At 67.9% G+C, this 17,158-nt stretch carries 15 protein-coding genes and 1 rRNA gene; all 16 read right to left on the bottom strand.

Annotation, left to right across the window (positions count from 1 at the left end; all coding sequences use genetic code 11):
* Nucleotides 1-71: 71 nt before the first annotated feature.
* Nucleotides 72-1,328: an ABC transporter permease gene (locus ACIPVN_RS00080; RefSeq protein ID WP_400443260.1), complete on the bottom strand. Its 1,257-nt coding sequence runs from the start codon at nt 1,326-1,328 to the stop codon at nt 72-74.
* 92 nt (nt 1,329-1,420) lie between these two features.
* Nucleotides 1,421-2,095 (bottom strand): ABC transporter ATP-binding protein, encoded by a 675-nt coding sequence (locus ACIPVN_RS00075; RefSeq protein ID WP_400437998.1) that lies wholly within the window; start codon nt 2,093-2,095, stop codon nt 1,421-1,423.
* Complete coding sequence (locus tag ACIPVN_RS00070; protein WP_400437996.1) at nt 2,092-3,741, bottom strand: hypothetical protein; 1,650 nt, start codon at nt 3,739-3,741, stop codon at nt 2,092-2,094. Before ACIPVN_RS00070 ends, ACIPVN_RS00075 begins: the two co-directional genes overlap by 4 nt.
* A 58-nt stretch (nt 3,742-3,799) precedes the next feature.
* A complete protein-coding gene (locus ACIPVN_RS00065; protein ID WP_400437994.1) occupies nt 3,800-4,903 on the bottom strand; it encodes a hypothetical protein in 1,104 nt (367 codons plus the stop codon).
* A 38-nt stretch (nt 4,904-4,941) separates the two neighbouring features.
* A complete protein-coding gene (locus tag ACIPVN_RS00060) occupies nt 4,942-6,147 on the bottom strand; it encodes a hypothetical protein (RefSeq protein ID WP_400437992.1) in 1,206 nt (401 codons plus the stop codon).
* 64 nt (nt 6,148-6,211) lie between these two features.
* The gene (locus ACIPVN_RS00055; protein WP_400437990.1) at nt 6,212-7,183 is read right to left on the bottom strand and encodes a hypothetical protein; all 972 of its coding nucleotides are present in this window, start codon (nt 7,181-7,183) and stop codon (nt 6,212-6,214) included.
* Nucleotides 7,184-7,382: 199 nt separating this feature from the next.
* The gene (gene xerD, locus ACIPVN_RS00050; RefSeq protein WP_400437988.1) at nt 7,383-8,285 is read right to left on the bottom strand and encodes a site-specific tyrosine recombinase XerD; all 903 of its coding nucleotides are present in this window, start codon (nt 8,283-8,285) and stop codon (nt 7,383-7,385) included.
* 2 nt (nt 8,286-8,287) lie between these two features.
* On the bottom strand, nt 8,288-8,878 hold the full coding sequence (locus tag ACIPVN_RS00045; RefSeq protein WP_400437986.1) for an NUDIX domain-containing protein: 591 nt from the start codon (nt 8,876-8,878) through the stop codon (nt 8,288-8,290).
* Complete coding sequence (locus ACIPVN_RS00040) at nt 8,871-10,571, bottom strand: CTP synthase (protein WP_400437984.1); 1,701 nt, start codon at nt 10,569-10,571, stop codon at nt 8,871-8,873. The genes ACIPVN_RS00045 and ACIPVN_RS00040 overlap by 8 nt, the downstream gene beginning before the upstream one ends.
* 26 nt (nt 10,572-10,597) lie before the next feature.
* On the bottom strand, nt 10,598-12,280 hold the full coding sequence (gene recN / locus ACIPVN_RS00035; RefSeq protein ID WP_400437982.1) for a DNA repair protein RecN: 1,683 nt from the start codon (nt 12,278-12,280) through the stop codon (nt 10,598-10,600).
* The gene (locus ACIPVN_RS00030) at nt 12,277-13,191 is read right to left on the bottom strand and encodes an NAD kinase (protein ID WP_400437980.1); all 915 of its coding nucleotides are present in this window, start codon (nt 13,189-13,191) and stop codon (nt 12,277-12,279) included. Before ACIPVN_RS00030 ends, recN begins: the two co-directional genes overlap by 4 nt.
* Nucleotides 13,188-13,985 (bottom strand): TlyA family RNA methyltransferase, encoded by a 798-nt coding sequence (locus ACIPVN_RS00025; protein WP_400437978.1) that lies wholly within the window; start codon nt 13,983-13,985, stop codon nt 13,188-13,190. Before ACIPVN_RS00025 ends, ACIPVN_RS00030 begins: the two co-directional genes overlap by 4 nt.
* Complete coding sequence (locus ACIPVN_RS00020; RefSeq protein WP_400437976.1) at nt 13,982-14,155, bottom strand: hypothetical protein; 174 nt, start codon at nt 14,153-14,155, stop codon at nt 13,982-13,984. Before ACIPVN_RS00020 ends, ACIPVN_RS00025 begins: the two co-directional genes overlap by 4 nt.
* A gap of 76 nt (nt 14,156-14,231) precedes the next feature.
* Nucleotides 14,232-15,269, bottom strand: a complete 1,038-nt coding sequence (locus ACIPVN_RS00015) for an HAD-IIA family hydrolase (RefSeq protein WP_400437974.1) — start codon at nt 15,267-15,269, stop codon at nt 14,232-14,234.
* Entirely contained in the window at nt 15,270-17,006 is a 1,737-nt protein-coding gene (locus ACIPVN_RS00010) for a primosomal protein (protein ID WP_400437972.1), read from the bottom strand.
* Nucleotides 17,007-17,073: 67 nt separating this feature from the next.
* Nucleotides 17,074-17,158 (bottom strand): 5S ribosomal RNA (rrf, locus tag ACIPVN_RS00005); the annotation flags it as partial.

The following is a 17,158-nucleotide window of genomic DNA, read 5'->3' as shown; positions in this document are numbered from 1 at the left end:
CACTAGAGATTCGGATCCGTTCCGCGCGTCCACCGAAAGGATGACATGGCCGGGCGCGCGGAACGGTCGGATCAGGCTCCTCGCAGGGCGGCCACCGGTTCGATCCGCGCCGCCCTGCGGGCCGGATACCACCCGGATGCCCAGCCCACCAGCGCGCCGAGAAGCGCCCCGGCGGCGGCGATCAGCGGGTCGGTCACGGGAGCCCACCCCTGCACCACCGCGACGACGATGACACCGATCACCCCGAGCGCCGAGCCGATGAGTCCTCCGACGAAGCCGATCACGATCGACTCGACCATGAACTGCCGCCCGATCTGCCGGCGGGTGGCGCCGAGCGCACGCCGCAGACCGATCTCGCCCACCCGTTCCATGACGGAGAGCAGGGTGACGTTCGCGATGCCGAGCCCGCCGGCGAGCAGCGCGATCACGCCGAGGACGAGGAACACGATGTTCACATCGGCCTGCACGTTCTGGCTGAGCTCGGAGGCTGCGGCGGGTGCGCGCGCTTTGAGCGTGTCGGGTTCGTCCGGCTGTAGCGCCAGCACAGCCTGTTTCGCGACCTGGGGCCCTGCGCCGATCGCGATGCGGATCGTGAGCTCCGACGCGGCTTCGAGTCCGAAGTCGGCGCGCGCGGCACCCTGCGGGACGATCACGCCGTCGAGGAACTCCCCGCGCCGATCCATTCCGTCGACGATGCCGATCACCGAGTACGGCACGCCCGCGATGAAGATCGACGGCTGGGAGTCGACGCGGTTGATCCCCATCCTCTCCGCCGCGGAGCGCCCGAGCACGGCCACTCGGTCGGCGCGGGCGTCGTGCCCCTCGTCGAAGAAGCGTCCGGTCGTCATCGTTCCGTCGATGGCTTCCGGCAGGTCCGCGGTGGTGGCGAAGAGCTTCGGCGCGGCGAGCGCCGGCGCAGACGGATCGTTCACGGGCACCGCAGTGATCGTCTCGCCCTCGGGCAGCTCGATCGGGGCGATGAGGGCTGCGCTCTCGACGCCGGCGAGCAACTCCACTCGTTCGGGAGAGTCCCAGGGCAATCGCCCGGCTGCGACCTTCGTACTCTCCTTACCCGCCTCCGCCTCCATCGGCGTAACGACGACCTGTCGCGAGGCGATGCCGTCGAACTGACTCGCGACCTGAGCGGCGGCCGTCTGCGCGAAGCCGAGCGTTGCCACCAGAGAGGCGATGCCGAGGACCGTACCGAGAATGGTCATGATCAGTCGAGCCGGGCGAGAGCCGATGTCGGCGGTGGCTTCGGTGACGAGATCCTGGAACGTGAAGCGGTCGGCATGAGCGACGTCGGGCAGCAGGCCCGTCGCAGACATCTCGCCGACCTCCTCCGCCCCGGCATCCGCGGACTCGACGATCGTCGTCTCCGCAGCGGCACGGCGATGTCGTCGCCGCGGCGACTCCACGCTCACAGCTCGCTCAATCGGCCGTCGGCGATGCGGATGCTGCGGCGAGCGCGGGCCGCGACCGCCGGGTCGTGCGTGATCACGATGAGGGTGAGTCCGTCGTCGTTGAGTTCCTCGAACAGTTCCATGACTTCACCCGAGGTCGTCTGGTCGAGATTTCCGGTCGGCTCGTCGGCGAGCAGCAACTGAGGTCCGCTGACGACGGCACGCGCGATCGCCACACGCTGACGCTCGCCACCGGAGAGCGAGTTCGGCAGGAACTCGATGCGGTGCCCGAGCCCGACGCGGTCGAGCGCCTCTCGAGCCCGCGATTCCCGCTCCCCTCGGGGCACGCCGCTGTAGAGCATCGGCATCAGCACGTTGTCGAGCACGGTGCGCCTCGGCATGAGGTGGAACGCCTGGAATACGAATCCGATGAACCGTGCACGCACGGCCGCCCGTTCATCGTCGGAGAGGTCGCCCGTGAGCGATCCGGCGAGCCGATACTCCCCCACGCTCGGCCGGTCCAGCAGGCCGAGGAGGTTGAGCATCGTCGACTTGCCGGAACCGCTGGGGCCGACGATGGAGATGTAGTCACCGGCGGCGGCCTCGAGGTTCACACCCTTCAGCGCCTGCACCTCGGGGGGCCCGGGGAACGAGCGGGTGACGTCGCGCAGTTCGACCAGCGCCGTGCTCACTCGCCGATCACCACCAGGTCGCCCTTTTCGAGTTCGCCCTCGACGGGAGTCACCTCGACGGCGCCCTTCGCCGCAAGACCGGTCTCGACGACGACCATGTGCGTCTTCGCCTCGTCGCCATCGCGGGGATCGGAGTCGACCACCTCGACCCTCGATTCCCCGCCGGGCCCCGCCGTGACGGCGGCCACAGGTACCGAAAGCACCTTGCCCTCGGTCTTGCCGACCGGCACCTTCACCCGGACGTTCGTCCCTTTGAGCGCTTCGATCTGCTCCGGATTCAGCGGATCGGGCTCGAGGATCACGGTCCAGCGCGCGGAGTCGCCCTTGCCCTGCGAGACTGCAGCGATCTTGGCATGATGTTCCGTGCCGTCAGCGAGTTCGAACGTGGCGTCTCCGCCCTTGGCGATCAGTTCGCCGTCGGCCGCGGCGGCGGCACCGGTCAGGCGGATCGTGGCACCCGAGACCGTCATCGCCGCGTCGGACAGCACATCGCCGCGTTTCACGTTCACCGCATCGACGCGGCGCGGGAGTTCGGTCAAGAACAGCACCTCGCTGGCGGGGAGGAACGGCAGGGCGTCCTGGCGCGCCTCCTCGAGGTCCTTCTCGGCGGCGGTCACATCTTCCCTCGCCGAGTCGAGTGCGGCCTGTTCAGCGCTCGTGTCCTTCGGCGCGAGCGCCTCCTCGCGTGCGACACGGGCTTTCTGAAGATCCCACTCCGCCTGCTGGACACCATCCCCGGTCTTCTTCGCATCGGCGAGCATCTGCTCCGCTGCGGCGACGGCAACGTCGAGGTCGAGAAGTTCGGAACGGCTGGGCCCGGCTCCCGCCTCGGCGACCGATTTCTCCGCCGACGCCACACTGTCGTTCGCGGTGCGCACCGCCTTCTCGGCCAGGGCGACAGCATCCTCAGCCCCTTCCTCCTCTGCCTCCGGCACCGGGTACCCTGCTTTGGCGTAGAGCGCCCCGACCGCCTCTGCGGTCGCTCGATCGAAGAGGTTCGATTTCACGTCGCCCACGCCGAAGCCGAGACCGGAGAGAGCTTGCTTGAGCTGCAGCACATCCGGACCGGACGTGCCGAACTTCATCGTGCGATACGCCGGCAATTCACCGGGGAGAACGATCACCGGACGACCCGACACTTCCAGAGCGATGGAGAGCGGGTTGAGCACCGTACCGACGGCGGGAGGAGGGAGGGTGACGACTGCGGCCCCGCTCGACAGCGCGGAGGTGTCGACCTTCACCTCGACGGCATCCGCGTAGCCCACGTCCGCGCGGAGCGTGACATCGTTCGTCAGCTCGCCGAACTCGACGGGAGCCGTCACCAACCCCGGTTCGGGGGTCTCGGCCGAAGCATCCGCGGGAGTCAGCACGAAGCGCCCCACCAGGAGCCCAGCGACCAGACACACGACGGCGCTCGCGGCGACGATCCACAGCACACGATTGCCTCGGATCACGCGGCCCCAGCCCGATACCCGCGACGTGTCTCCCGACGCTGCGTCGTCGGACGCCGCCTCGTCGGAGACATCGTCCGGTCGTTCGGGATCACCGTCTCCGACCTCACCGTCAGTCGAGTCGTGGAGCAGCTTCGTGAAGGTCGTCGTCGGCGTCTCGTCTTCGATCCGAACGATCTCCGTGCGGGCAGCCATCGGCTCTGTCGGATCGGACGTCGAGCCGATCTCGTTCTCGTCCCGATGCGTCATCGCTCTATCCCTCCGCCTGCTCGAGCGCGAGCTTCATCGCGTCGAGCTGAGCCTTGTTCGCATCGACGAATGCCTGCTCGTGGTCGATGGTGATCTGGTCCCACATGTCCTGATACGACGTCTTCTCGCGGCACTCGAGATCGGCGAGCGCCACGGTAACCTCACGCTCCTGGAGTGCAGCGACCTGCGGGTTCGTCGCAGGCGAGAGGTCGGGTTCTGCGCTCATGTCGCCCTCTGCCATCTCGCCGTCGGAAGTCCCCATCGCGGCGACGTAGAGCTCTTCGTATGCCATGTTGATCGAGTCCGCGGCATCCATCTGCATGGCGAAGCCCGGCTCGCCCGCCTGATCCATGCAACTTGCCCAGCGCGCGTCGAGAGCGGCGATCTTCGGATCGGACGCGATCTCGTCGCCGACCGCACTCATCCGATCCATCAGATCCTGGTACTCGGTCGGATCGAACGTCGCGACGTCGTCCCCTTCGAGCTCGTGCTGAGCTTTGCCGTAGCAGCCGGCCTCTTTCCAGTCGTACTCGTAGTTCTCGTCGGCGAGAGCGGCTTCCTTGTCGATGGCCGGGCCGTGGAGCGCCTCCTCGTAGGCCGCCTTCTGACTCTCCGAGAGGGAGTCGTAGTACTCGTCGCCCGAGCCTTCGGCATCATCGACCTCGACCTCGACCTCGGCCGCCTGCTCGGTGAACTCCGCACGGCCGGGATAGTCGACGATGCCGTAGCCCCACTTCTCGACCCAGTCCTTATCGTCGGGTTGCCAGGCGTACTCCTCTTGTTCTTCGTTGTCCTTGCCGCTCAGAAGATTGCGGTCGGACTCGGAGTCCGGCTCGGCTGCGGTGTATTCGAAACCCTGCTCCTTCATGCAGACGACGACCCTCTCCTCGACCTTCGCGTTGAATTGCAACTGCTTCAGCTGCTGCGCTTCGGCATCGGATCCACCGCCGTAGAGCGCTTCGCGATAAGGGGCGAATGGCGACGTCGTCGTTTCGGCTTCGCCTCCTCCGCCGCCGCTACCGTCCGGCGAGGACGCGTCGGTGCAGGCCGTGAGCGTGAGGACGAGGGCCGCGGCAGCGCAGGCTGCGAGGGGATGAATTGCACGCATAAGAGACTCCGGAATCTGTCGAAGTGGGGAAAGGAAGGTCAGTTCGCCTGCTCGGCCGCGAGCTTCATCGCATCGAGTTCGGCCCTGTTCGCGTCGAGGAACTCCTGTTCCTTCGCAAAGGTGATCCGCTGGTACTCCTCCTGGTACGACGTCTGTTCCCGGCACGACAGATCTGCCAGCGCGAGCTCGATCTCTCGCTCTTGCAGCTCGGCGATCTCCGGATTGCTCTCGGGCGACAGATCGGGGAGTTCTTCCGAAGCGGCGTCCGGCGACGCCGCATCGGTCTCGGGGAAGAACTCGTCGAGTTCTGCGGCGATCGAGTCCCACGCGCTCGTCTGGGTAGTGAAACCGGCATGGCCCGACTCCTGCATGCACGCCGCCCACTCCCCATCGAGGGCTGCAACCTCAGGAGCATCCGGCATGTCTTTCGACAGCTCGTCCATCCGCGCCAGGAGACCCTCGAACTCACTCAGATCGGGCATCGAATCCGCGTCCAAGCCGAGGTCGTGCGAGGCCTTGCCTGAACATCCCGACTGCTTCCAGTCGTACTCCAGGCTCTCGCCAGGGCGAATCTCCTCGTTCATGGACGGGCCCCGGAGTGCCTCGTCGTACGCTGTTTGCTCGCCCTCTGAGAGAGACTCGTAATAAGCGAGGTTGGGGTCATCGGAGGCACCTTCGGTGCTCGACTCTTCCGCGTAGGAGTCGTCCGTCATCTCTTCACGCCCGGGCCAGTCGACGATGCCGTAGCCCCACTGCTCCACCCAGGCCTTTTCGTCGGGGTTCCAATCCTCAGCGCCGTCGTCCGCTCCAACATCGACGGAGGATTGGGGTTCGACCGGAACGGGGGTGTACTCGAAGCCCTGCTCGGTCATGCAGACGGCGACGGCCTGCTCGATCTTGGCCTGCTGCTCGTCCCACTCTTTCTGCTGGGCCTCGGTGTCGACCCCCGTTCCGTAAGCGGCGTCGTAGTAGGGCGTCAACGGCGAGACCGGCCCGTCTGTCTTCTCGCCATCTGTGGGTGCATCGGCGCACGCCGAGAGCGTGAAGAGGGTGAGGGCCGCGGCTGCAGATGCGGCGATAACGCGCGAAGGACGCATGAGAACTCCAATGTCGCGGGGGACGGAAGATCTCACCGTACGAAGCGAGGCACAGGTTCCCCGAGCATTCGGCCCGTCTTGGCGGTGTACTCGGAGGCTTCCGGTATGCCAGCCCGCCGCTGTGCCGCTGTGAGATCCGGCGGTCACACTGCCGCGCACTCGTCGGCGTTCGCCCCGCCCGACATCCAGGGCGAACGCCGACCCGCGGGACTCAGCCGGCCTGTTCGGCCGCGAGCTTGTATGCCTCCAGCTCGGTCTTGTGATCCTCGATGAACTGCTCCTCGAGCTCGAACTGAATCCTCAACGCGGACTGGGAGTAGTCCGTCTTCGTGCGGCATTCAAGGTCGATGAGCGCGAGCTCGGTCTCTCGCTCGTGCAGCTCTGCGACCTCGGGGTCATCCATCGGATTCTCATACTCAGCTGCCGCTGCCCCGCCCTCCGGTGCTTCCTCCGGCTCGGGCATCGCGTCCGTGATCGATTGCCGGGCATCCTCCTGGCGAGTGAAGCCCGATTCGCCGGCATCCGACATACACGACGACCAGGCCGCATCGAGGTCGGCGAACTCCGGAGCGTCGACGAGGTCTTTCTCGAACGCGTGGATCTGACCCCACAGACCGTCGAATTCGCTCAAGTCGGCCTGCTCTCCGACCACCTCGTGATAGGCAAGTCCGCGACAACCGGACTCCTCCCAGTTGTATACGTTCTCGCCGTCGACGAGCTCCTCCGCATCAGCAGGGGGCCCCTCGAGTGCCTCCAGATACGCCTCCAGTTCAACCGGCGACAGCGTGCCGAGGTAGTCGAGATTCGGATTCGTCCCCGCGCCATCCGGCGCGGCCTCATCTGCCGACATATGTCTCGCCGGAATGTCGGTGATGCCGTAGCCCCACTCGGCGACCCAATCCTCATCATCCGGTCTCCAATCGCCTTCATCGACGGTCACCGTATTTTCTGAGATGTATGCGGCAGGCGTGTACTCGAAGCCCTGGTCCTTCATGCATTCGGCGATGAGCTCCTCCCCCGCGTCCCAGACGGCTGCGTCCTTCTTGTCCTCGTCTTCCGGCGAGAGCCCCGCCGAGTAGGAGGCTTCGAGATACTCGGAGAGAGGCGAATCCTCGGCGGTCAGCGCAGCGTCGTCGGCATCGCCGGTGGACGGTGTCGCCGAGCAGCCGGCGAGGGTGATCATGACGATCGCTGCCACAGGAGCGAGGAAGATGGATGAGCGCACGAAAGACTCCAATGTTCGTCCAAGAGAAGTCTTCACCGTAGGGTCGACACCCATCCTCGGGGCGGGATACGGGCCCATTTGGAAGTGAACTTGGAGGCTTCCGGCATACCAATCCACTGGATCAGCACCCTGATGCCGACGCGAGAAGCGCGCCGCGTCAGCGGGCCCGGGGGTGCGACGTCGCGTAGATGTCGCGCAGTGTGTCGACCGAGACGTGCGTGTAGATCTGGGTGGTCGCGACCGATGCGTGCCCGAGCAGTTCCTGAACGACACGCACATCCGCGCCGCCCTGGAGGAGGTGCGTGGCAAACGAGTGGCGCAGCGTGTGAGGCGAGACCTCGGCGGTGATCTGTGCGCGCTCGGCGGCGGAGCGGATGACCAGCCAGGCGCTCTGACGCGAAAGAGGCGCGCCTCGAGCCCCGAGGAACAGGCGTGCCGACGCCCTCCCCTTCGCGGCGAGACCGGGTCGCACCCTCGTCAGGTACGCGTCGACCGCCTCGCGCGCGAACGATCCGATGGGAACGATGCGCTCCTTCGACCCCTTGCCACGCAGACGCAGCACGTCACCGTGGGCCAGATCGTCGACGTCGAGTCCAACCGCCTCCGACACGCGCGCACCGGTCGCATAGAGCAGTTCGAGCAGCGCGCGGTCGCGGATGCCGATGGGCTCCTCCGACGAGGGCGCCTGGAGCAGTCTCTCGACCTGGTCGATCGTCAGCGCCTTCGGCAGCCTGCGCGGAGCCTTCGGCGGCCGGAGACGCCCGCTCGGATCGTCCTGTTCGATGCCCTCGCGCGCGAGGTACCGATGCCATCCGCGCACGGACGACTGCAGTCGCGCAAGGCTGGTGGCGGCCGGCGGTGGAACCTCCGATGAGCGCTCCTCGATGAAGCGCCCGATCACCTGTGCCGTGACCTCCGCGGTGTCCGTGACCCCCGCCTCCGACAGCCAGTCGATGTAGCCGCCGAGGTCGCGCCGGTACGCGGAAACAGTGTGCTCGCTCAGGCCGCGCTCGATCGTGACATGACGCAGATACGAGTCGAGGGCGCGCGCGAGCAGCATCCTCAGCCCCGGTCGCGCAGCCTCAGCGTCGCCGCCATCACACCCAGGCCCAGGATGCCGTTGCGCATCCGACCGGTCAGCACCGCGTCGACGGCATCCGCCAGTGGAACCCACTCGATGCGGATGTCGGCCTCTTCGTCTTCTCGCGCGTGCGGAGTCTCGGCATCCGATAGTCCCGTGGCGAGGAAGACATGGATCAGCTCACCGTTGCCGCCCGGGGTCGTCCACGACGCGACCAGGGGTTCCCACTGGGAAGCGGTGAGGTCGGCCTCCTCGGCGAGCTCGCGGCGAGCCGCTTCCAGCGGTTCCTCCCCCGGCACGTCGAGGAGTCCGGCGGGCAGCTCCCAGTCGCGGTGACGGATCGGATGCCGATACTGCTGGATGAGCAGCACGCGTCCGTCGTCGTCGAGCGCGAGGATTGCGACCGCCCCCGTGTGCTCGACGTACTGGCGACGGATCTCGCCGTCGCCGTAGCGCACCCGGTCGTCACGGACGTTCCACACGGCCCCCTCGAACGCGAGGTCGCTCTGCAGGACCTCGGGTTCGAAGGGCTCGTCGTGGAGATCGTCCGTGAAGCCGTGAGTCTCAGGCATCGGCGGCCACGTCGACGTCGAACAGCTCGCTCGCGCGGTGGCGCTCGATGGCTGCCCCGACCAGACCGCGGAACAGCGGGTGCGGGTCGGTCGGGCGCGAACGCAGCTCGGGGTGCGCCTGGGTGGCGATGTAGTAAGGGTGCACGTCGCGCGGCAGCTCGACGTACTCGACCAGGTCGAGTTCGGGGTTGAGGCCCGAGAAGACCAGGCCGGCGTCGGACAGACGTCCGCGGTAGGCGTTGTTCACCTCGTAGCGGTGACGGTGACGCTCGGACGCCTGCGGCGCGCCATACACCTCGCGCGCGAGCGAACCCTCGGCGAGGGCCGCCTGGTAGAGGCCCAGACGCATCGTGCCGCCCAGGTCACCGCCGTCGAGGATCTCGACCTGTTCCGCCATCGTCGCGATGACCGGCTCGGAGGTCTCGGGGTCAAACTCGCTCGACGACGCTCCCTCGATGCCGGCCACGTGACGCGCGTACTCGATGACCATGCACTGCAGTCCGAGGCACAGGCCGAGCGTCGGAATGCCCTGCTCGCGGGCGAACCGCAGCGCGCCGAGCTTGCCCTCGATGCCGCGGATGCCGAAACCACCGGGGACGCAGATTCCGTCGAGCTGCGACAGCTGCTCCTGCGCACCCTCGGGCGTCTCGCAGAGGTCCGAGGGGATCCAGCGGATGTTGACCTTGGTCTCCTGGGCGAATCCACCCGCTTTGAGCGCCTCGGTCACCGAGAGGTACGCGTCAGGCAGGTCGATGTACTTGCCGACGAGCCCGATCGTGACCTCGTGCTTGGGGTTGTGAACCGCGTGCAGCACCTTGTTCCAGCGCGTCCAGTCGACCTCGGCAGCCTTGGCGTCGAGACCGAGACGACGCACGATGTAGGAGTCGAGGCCCTGGTCGTTGAGCGTGGACGGGATGTCGTAGATGCTGGGCAGGTCGACGGTGTTGACGACACCCTCGACGTCGACGTCGCACATGAGGGCGATCTTGTTGCGGTTGCTCTCGCTCACCGGACGATCGCTGCGGAGCACGAGCGCATCGGGCTGGATGCCGACCTGTCGGAGGGCCGCGACCGAGTGCTGCGTCGGCTTGGTCTTCTGCTCACCCGAGGCACCCATGAACGGGACCAGCGAGACGTGCACGAAGAAGACGCTGTCTCGACCGAGTTCGTGACGCAGCTGGCGGGCCGCCTCGAGGAAGGGCTGCGACTCGATGTCGCCCACGGTGCCGCCGACCTCGGTGATGATGACGTCGGGGCGCGGGTCCTCCGACGCCTGCAGCCGCATGCGGCGCTTGATCTCGTCGGTGATGTGCGGGATGACCTGGACGGTGTCGCCGAGGTACTCCCCCCGCCGCTCGCGCGCGATGACCTGCGAATAGATCTGGCCGGTGGTGACGTTCGCGGCCTGCGACAGGTTGATGTCGAGGAAACGCTCGTAGTGGCCGATGTCGAGATCGGTCTCGGCGCCGTCATCGGTCACGAAGACCTCACCGTGCTGGAACGGGTTCATCGTTCCCGGATCGACGTTGAGGTACGGGTCGAGCTTCTGCATCACGACGCGCATTCCGCGAGCCGTGAGCAGGTTTCCCAGGCTCGCTGCGGTGAGCCCCTTACCCAAAGACGAAACGACACCGCCCGTCACAAAAATGTGCTTGGTGGTGTCGTTGCTGGGTCCCGCAGAAGAAGAGTTCATCACGGGCTTCTATCCTAACAGTTCGTTCAGCGTCCGAGGCTGAGGAGTTCACGGGCGTGGGTCAGTGCGGCGTCGGAATCGGTGAGTCCGGAGAGCAGACGAACCATCTCCGCCTCTCGATCCGCACCATCGAGCCGCCTCACATTCGAGGCGGTGACTGCTCCGTCGTTGGACTTCACGACGGACAGGTGGTTCGTGGCGAACGCGGCGACCTGGGCGAGGTGCGTCACTGCGATGACCTGCGACTTCTCTGCAAGCCGGGCGAGTCGCCGCCCGACCTCTATCGCCGCTGCGCCGCCGATGCCGGCGTCGACCTCATCGAAGACGAAGGTCGGCACGGGATCGGTCGCGGCGATGACGACCTCGATCGCGAGCATCACGCGGGAGAGCTCTCCTCCCGAGGCGCCCTTGGCGACGGAGCGCGGTTCCGCACCGGGATGCGGGGCGAGCAGGATGGCGACATCGTCACGACCGTGGGTGCTCTCGGATCCCGTCGATACCGCGACGGTGAGACGCGCGTCCGGCATCGCCAGGGCATGCAGCTCGTCGGTCACGGCGGTGCCCAGGCGCTCGGCCGCCTCGGTGCGAGCGGCCGTCAGACGATCCGCCGCGGCATCGAGCTCTTCGCGGGCGGCGTCGCGGTCGGCAAGCAGCCTCTCGAGGCGGTCGTCATCGTCATCGAGCTCGGCGAGCCGAGCCGATCCCGTATGCCATACCTCGAGCGCCTCACCCAGAGAGCCGTGCGCACGGATGAGGGTGCCGAGGGCAGCACGCCGCTCTTCGACGGCGGCGAGCTCATGTGGGCCGGACTCGTCGAGGTCAGCGAGGTACGCCGAGAGGAGTCCGGCGACATCGGTCAGGCGGTATCCGATGTCGGCGAGGCTCTCGGAGATCGCAGCCAGCTTGGCATCGGTCACCCGCTCGAGCACCCGTCGTGCCTCCGCCACCAGAGCAGAGGCGTCGGGCTCCCCCTCTTCGTTCGAGAGCGCCCCATGGGCGACGGACGCCGCGAGCCGGAGCTCTTCAGAATTCGCGAGGCGCTCGGCCCGTTCGGCGAGCTCCTCGTCCTCCCCCGCCTCGGGCGCCGTCGCCTCGATCAGCGCGAGGGCCTCCCGCAGACGGTTCGCCTCGTCGGCGCGACGGTCGCGGTTCTCACTGATGTCGGAAATCTCGGCATCCAGCGTCCGCCAGCACTCGAACGCGGTGCTGTAAGCCTGCAGCGCGGATGCGATGGGAGCGCCACCGAAACGATCGAGCGCGTCACGCTGTGCGGCGGCCGATCGCAGTCGCAGCTGTTCGGACTGGCCGTGCACGACCACGAGCTCGTCGGCCAGTGCCGAGAGCACGCCGGCCGGGGCAGCCCGACCTCCGACACTCGCGCGGCTGCGGCCTTCGGCGCTCAACGTGCGCGAGACGTAGAGCTCGGAGCGACCGGTTCCTGCGGGCTCGAGCTCGCCTCCGGCATCCGCCACGATCTCCGACACCGCACCGGTCTCGGGCACGATCCAGACACCAGCAACCGATGCCTGGGCAGCGCCCGCCCGCACCGCGCCGGAGTCGGCGCGCTGGCCGAGGAGCAGCCCGAGGCCGGTGACGACCATGGTCTTTCCCGCACCCGTCTCACCGGTGATCGCCGTGAACCCAGGCCCTAGCGGCAGCACGGCGTCGTCGATGACGCCGAGCCCCTGCATCCGCATCTCCTCGATCACGACGGCACCTCCTGCCCTCTCCACCCTTCGACCGGGAGCTGGAACTTGCGCACCAGGCGGTCGGTGAACGCCGTCGGGTGCAGACGTGCGAGGCGCACGGGCCGCGACGAGCGGCGCGCGACCACGCGCGCGCCCGGCGGAAGGTCGTGGGAACGGCGTCCGTCGCACCACAGGATGCCGGAGCCGTCCGTGCGCTCGAGCATCTCGATGGCGACGGCGGCGTCGGGGCTGACGACGAGGGGCTTGGCGAACAGCGCGTGCGCCGAGAGCGGCACGACCGCGATCGCCTCCACACTCGGCCAGATGACCGGACCACCGGCGGAGAAGTTGTACGCGGTCGAGCCGGTGGGCGTCGAGATCACCATGCCGTCACAGCCGAAGCTCGACAGCGGGCGACCGTCGATCTCGAGCACGACCTCGATCATGCGCTCTCGGCTGGCCTTCTCGACCGTCGCCTCATTCAGCGCCCAGGTCTCGTAGACGACCGCGCCCGCCGCATCCTTGACGCGCACCGACAGGGCGAGACGCTCTTCGACCTCGTAGTCGCGAGCGATCACGCGCCGCACGGCGTCGTCCATGTCGTCGCGATCGATCTCGGCGAGAAAGCCGACATGGCCCATGTTGATGCCGAGGACCGGCGCCCCGGTCTCCCGCACGAGCTCGGCCGCCCGCAGGATCGTGCCGTCGCCGCCGAGCACGATCGCCAGCTCGAGGGTAGCGGGATCGACGGTGGTGCCGAGCTCGTCGACGTCGGCGAAGAACGCGTCGACCGCGGCGAGCTCGGAACGGTCGTCCGATGCCAGCACGGGGCGCGCGCCCGCGCCGCGCAGGGACTCGATCACCCGCCGTGCAGCCGCGACCGTGTCGGCGCGACCGGCGTGGGCGACGACCAGGATGCTGCGCTCGTTCATCGTCCTCCTGCCAAAGCGTTGATGCGGTCCCACCATTCTGTCGGATTGCTGCCGCGCCCCGGCGCGAGATGGACAAGGTATTCGGAGTTGCCGTGTGTTCCGAGAATCGGGGAGGGAAGGATACCGAGCATCCCGAGTCCCGCGTCCCACGCGCTCCACACGGTTCGCGCCACGGCATCGGCACGGGTCGCGGGGTCGGTGACGAGTCCCCCGCGCACCGCGGTGCGCCCTACTTCGAACTGCGGCTTCACGAGGAGCACAATGTCGGCCGTCGGGGCCGCGACACCCGCGACCGCAGGGAGAACGAGTTCGAGGGAGATGAACGAGAGATCACCGACGATGACCTCGGGCGGCGCCTGCTCCCCGGTCGCCTCCGCGAGATTCCCGGAGGTCATGTGGCGGACGTTGTAGCCCTCGACCGAGACGACGCAGGGGTCGGCTGCGATCGAAGGCGCGAGCTGGCCGTGTCCGACATCGACTGCGAGGACGCGACGGGAACCGCGTTCGCGGAGCACCTGGGTGAAACCGCCGGTGGATGCCCCCATGTCGAGGGCGAGACGCCCGTCGACGTCGACATCGAATCCGTCGAGCGCTGCGATCAGTTTGTGCGCGGCCCGCCCGACATAGTGATCACTGCCTGCGATCGAGATCTCGGATGCTTCCGTCACCGCAGTGGACGCTTTGACGACCGGGGTGCCATCGACCGACACGAGCCCGTCTGCGATCAGAGTGGCGGCATGCGTACGCGAACGAGCGAGTCCCCGCGCGGCGAGGGCGGCATCGAGGCGCGTCATCGTGTCGGCGTCTCCCGGGAGTCGAGTTTCGCCCCGCTCTCGAGGCGTCGGGCGAGGTCGTCGTGCAGCGCCGAGTAGGCATCGGCGCGCGCACGCAGCGGCTGTCCTTCGATCAGACGCAGCCGGCTCCACAGACCGTCGGTCGGGCTGGTCGTCTTGTCTTCGCTCACGGATTCCACTGTACGCGGAGCCTCCGACGGCGGCGGTCGCCACGGCGGAGCCGCTCACCTGCGGCCGAAGGTCCGGTCAGGGCCGGTGGAACGGATCGTCGTAGAGGCGCTCCGGCACCCTCAGCACGAAAACCGGGGTTCCGGAAGCCCAGATCGCGGCCGCTCCTGCACGGAGGAGGTCGATCTGCTCGCCGGCGTCGGCGATGATCTCGACATCCGCGCCGCGCACGCGCACCGCGGCCCCGTTCACGTGGAACGCGCCGTCGCGCTCGACCGTCTCCGGGTAGGGCTGGTGAAGCTCCCGCAGGTCGCTCACGATGAAGGTCGGGCGCGACCCCTCGGGTGCCGCCAGAACGTGCTTCGGTCGGTCGATCCCGGTCAGGACGAGCACGGAGTCGATGCCGACGCGATTGGCGCCCATGACATCGGTGTCGAGCCGGTCACCGATGAAGAGCGCCTTCTTCGCATCGAAGCGCGCGATTGCCTCTTCGAAGATCGGCGTCTCGGGCTTCCCGGCCACGGTCGCGAGCCTGCCGACCGCCGTGTGCACGGCCGAGACAAGAGTGCCGTTGCCCGGAGCGACGCCCCGCTCGCGCGGGATCGTCCAGTCGGTGTTCGTGGCGATCCAGGGGATGCCGCCCTCGTCTTCGGGCACCTGCAGCGCGAAGGATGCTTCGGCGAGGTCGGTCCAGGCCACCTCGGGTGCGAAGCCCTGCACGACGGCTTGAGGCGAGTCCTGTGCACTGCGTGTGACGGTGTAGCCGGCCTTCTGCAACTCATCGACGAGACCGTCTCCCCCGACGACCAGGATGGTGGCGGGAGCGGGGACGATACCGCCGAGGAGCCGCATAGCCGCCTGAGGGCTGGTCACCACGTCGTGCGGCGAGACCTCGAGACCGAGGCTGGTCAGGTGGGCGGCGACCGACGCATCGGTGCGCGAGGCATTGTTGGTGATGTAACCGAGCCGCACACGGCGTGCCGCCTCGTTCAGGCTGTCGACCGCGAACGGAAGAGCCCCGGGGCCCGCGTAGACCACGCCGTCGAGGTCGGCTAGGACGGTGTCGACCCCGTCGAGCGGGGTCGCTGCGGCGCGCTTCTTGGAGAACAGCGCCACTCAGGCCCCCGGCGTCTCTGCGTCGTCGTCGGTCTCGTCGAGGAGCTCGCGCACCTCATCCTCGACAGACGGCTCGTCGTCAGCGTCAGCCGGCTCCGAATCGGGACCTTCCGCCGTTTCGGAACCGCTCACGTCTTCAGCGTCCTCGACGTCGTCGAACTCGCCCTCGATGAGGCCGTCCTCGATGAAGATCTCTTCGTCGCCCGCCTCGTCGATACCGAGTGCTTCAGCGGCGACCTCCGCGCGGTGCGTCCAGAACGCTGCCTCATCGTCGCGACCGAGATCCTCGAGCACAGCGGCGCGCGCGGCGAAGAGCGCCGGGCTCCACTCGAAGGCACGATCGGGGTCGAGTTCGGGGATCTCGAGCTCACCGAGAGCGAGCTCGAGGTCGCCCTGGTCGAGACGGGCGCCCGACATCGCGATGGCCAGCGCGACCCGCACGGGAGTCGCCAGCGTCGAACGGTCAACGGCGCGTCCGGTCTCGAGCGCACGGTCGGGACGACCGATGCCGCGCTCGCTGTCGACCATGAGGGCGATCTGGTCGTCCTTCCCGGAAATACGGCGGAAGGTGCGAAGCTCGCGCAGCGCCAGAGCGAAGTCCTCGGTCGCGTAGGCCGTGATCCCGAGAGTCTCGCGGACGATCGCGATACGTCCAGCGCTCCGCGATGCGGCAAGCGCGTGCTCGTGCGCCAGCGCGGGGTCCTCATCGATGAGACGCGATGCCATCGCAAGATGGCGAGCGACGTGCTCGGCGTTCTCTTTGCTCAGGGTCTTGAGCTCGTTGCGTGCGGCGCCGTTGAGATCGCGTGCGGTGACCTCCTCGGGAATCTGCGGCTCGTCGAAGCGCGGGCGCTCGTTCGCCGCCTGGACCGGACGATCCCGGCCGGCTCCTCCGCGCTGCGGGTACGAGCGGCCGGCGCCGGTACCTTCCCGGCGAGGCGTGCGGTCGTAGCCGCCTTCACGACGAGGAGCAGCACCGTCGCGGCTGTATCCGCCCTCGCGGCGCGGGGCACCACCGTCGCGGTTGTATCCACCCTCGCGGCGCGGGGCACCACCATCACGGCTGTACCCACCTTCACGACGGGGAGCGCCGCCCTCACGACGCGGGGCACCACCATCACGGTTGTACCCGCCCTCACGACGGGGAGCGCCGCCCTCACGACGCGGGGCACCAGCATCACGACGAGGAGCAGCACCGTCGCGGTTGTATCCACCCTCGCGGCGCGGGGCACCACCATCGCGGTTGTACCCACCCTCGCGGCGCGGGGCACCACCATCACGGCTGTACCCGCCCTCACGACGAGGGGCACCACCATCACGACGGGGAGCAGCACCGTCGCGGTTGTACCCACCTTCACGACGGGGAGCGCCGCCCTCACGACGAGGGGCACCACCATCGCGGTTGTATCCGCCCTCGCGGCGCGGGGCACCACCATCACGGCTGTACCCGCCCTCGCGACGCGGGGCACCACCATCACGGCTGTATCCACCCTCGCGACGCGGAGCACCATCACGACGAGGGGCACCACCATCACGGCTGTACCCGCCCTCGCGACGCGGGGCACCACCATCACGGCTGTATCCACCCTCACGACGCGGGGCACCACCATCACGGTTGTATCCGCCCTCGCGGCGCTGGCCGCCTTCGCGATAGTTCGGTCGACCACCGGAAGGGCGCTCGTTGCGGGCTCCGCGATCGTTGTCGCGACGCGGTCGGCGCTGGTCGTCTTCCGGCATGATGATTCCTATCCCTGTAAACGCAAAATGGCCACCCAGCATTGGGTGGCCATTTTACTTAAAAGAAGTCCGGCGGTGTCCTACTCTCCCACAGGGTCCCCCCTGCAGTACCATCGGCGCTGTGAGGCTTAGCTTCCGGGTTCGGAATGTAA

This window comes from Microbacterium sp. NPDC090003, from assembly GCF_044748385.1.
In the GTDB taxonomy this organism is placed as follows: Bacteria; Actinomycetota; Actinomycetes; order Actinomycetales; family Microbacteriaceae; genus Microbacterium.
Note: the sequence above shows the minus strand (reverse complement) of the source record. Positions and strands in the feature narration are given on the sequence as shown.

Excerpts from the sequence above, each read along its gene's own strand:
- ACIPVN_RS00080 (WP_400443260.1), bottom strand. The coding sequence starts at position 1,328 with ATGTCTGCGACGGGCCTGCTGCCCGACGTCGCTCATGCCGACCGCTTC.
- ACIPVN_RS00070 (WP_400437996.1), bottom strand. The coding sequence starts at position 3,741 with ATGGCTGCCCGCACGGAGATCGTTCGGATCGAAGACGAGACGCCGACG.
- ACIPVN_RS00065 (WP_400437994.1), bottom strand. The coding sequence starts at position 4,903 with ATGCGTGCAATTCATCCCCTCGCAGCCTGCGCTGCCGCGGCCCTCGTC.
- ACIPVN_RS00055 (WP_400437990.1), bottom strand. The coding sequence starts at position 7,183 with ATGATCACCCTCGCCGGCTGCTCGGCGACACCGTCCACCGGCGATGCC.
- xerD (WP_400437988.1), bottom strand. The coding sequence starts at position 8,285 with ATGCTGCTCGCGCGCGCCCTCGACTCGTATCTGCGTCATGTCACGATC.
- ACIPVN_RS00045 (WP_400437986.1), bottom strand. The coding sequence starts at position 8,878 with ATGCCTGAGACTCACGGCTTCACGGACGATCTCCACGACGAGCCCTTC.
- ACIPVN_RS00040 (WP_400437984.1), bottom strand. The coding sequence starts at position 10,571 with ATGAACTCTTCTTCTGCGGGACCCAGCAACGACACCACCAAGCACATT.
- ACIPVN_RS00030 (WP_400437980.1), bottom strand. The coding sequence starts at position 13,191 with ATGAACGAGCGCAGCATCCTGGTCGTCGCCCACGCCGGTCGCGCCGAC.
- ACIPVN_RS00025 (WP_400437978.1), bottom strand. The coding sequence starts at position 13,985 with ATGACGCGCCTCGATGCCGCCCTCGCCGCGCGGGGACTCGCTCGTTCG.
- ACIPVN_RS00010 (WP_400437972.1), bottom strand. The coding sequence starts at position 17,006 with ATGCCGGAAGACGACCAGCGCCGACCGCGTCGCGACAACGATCGCGGA.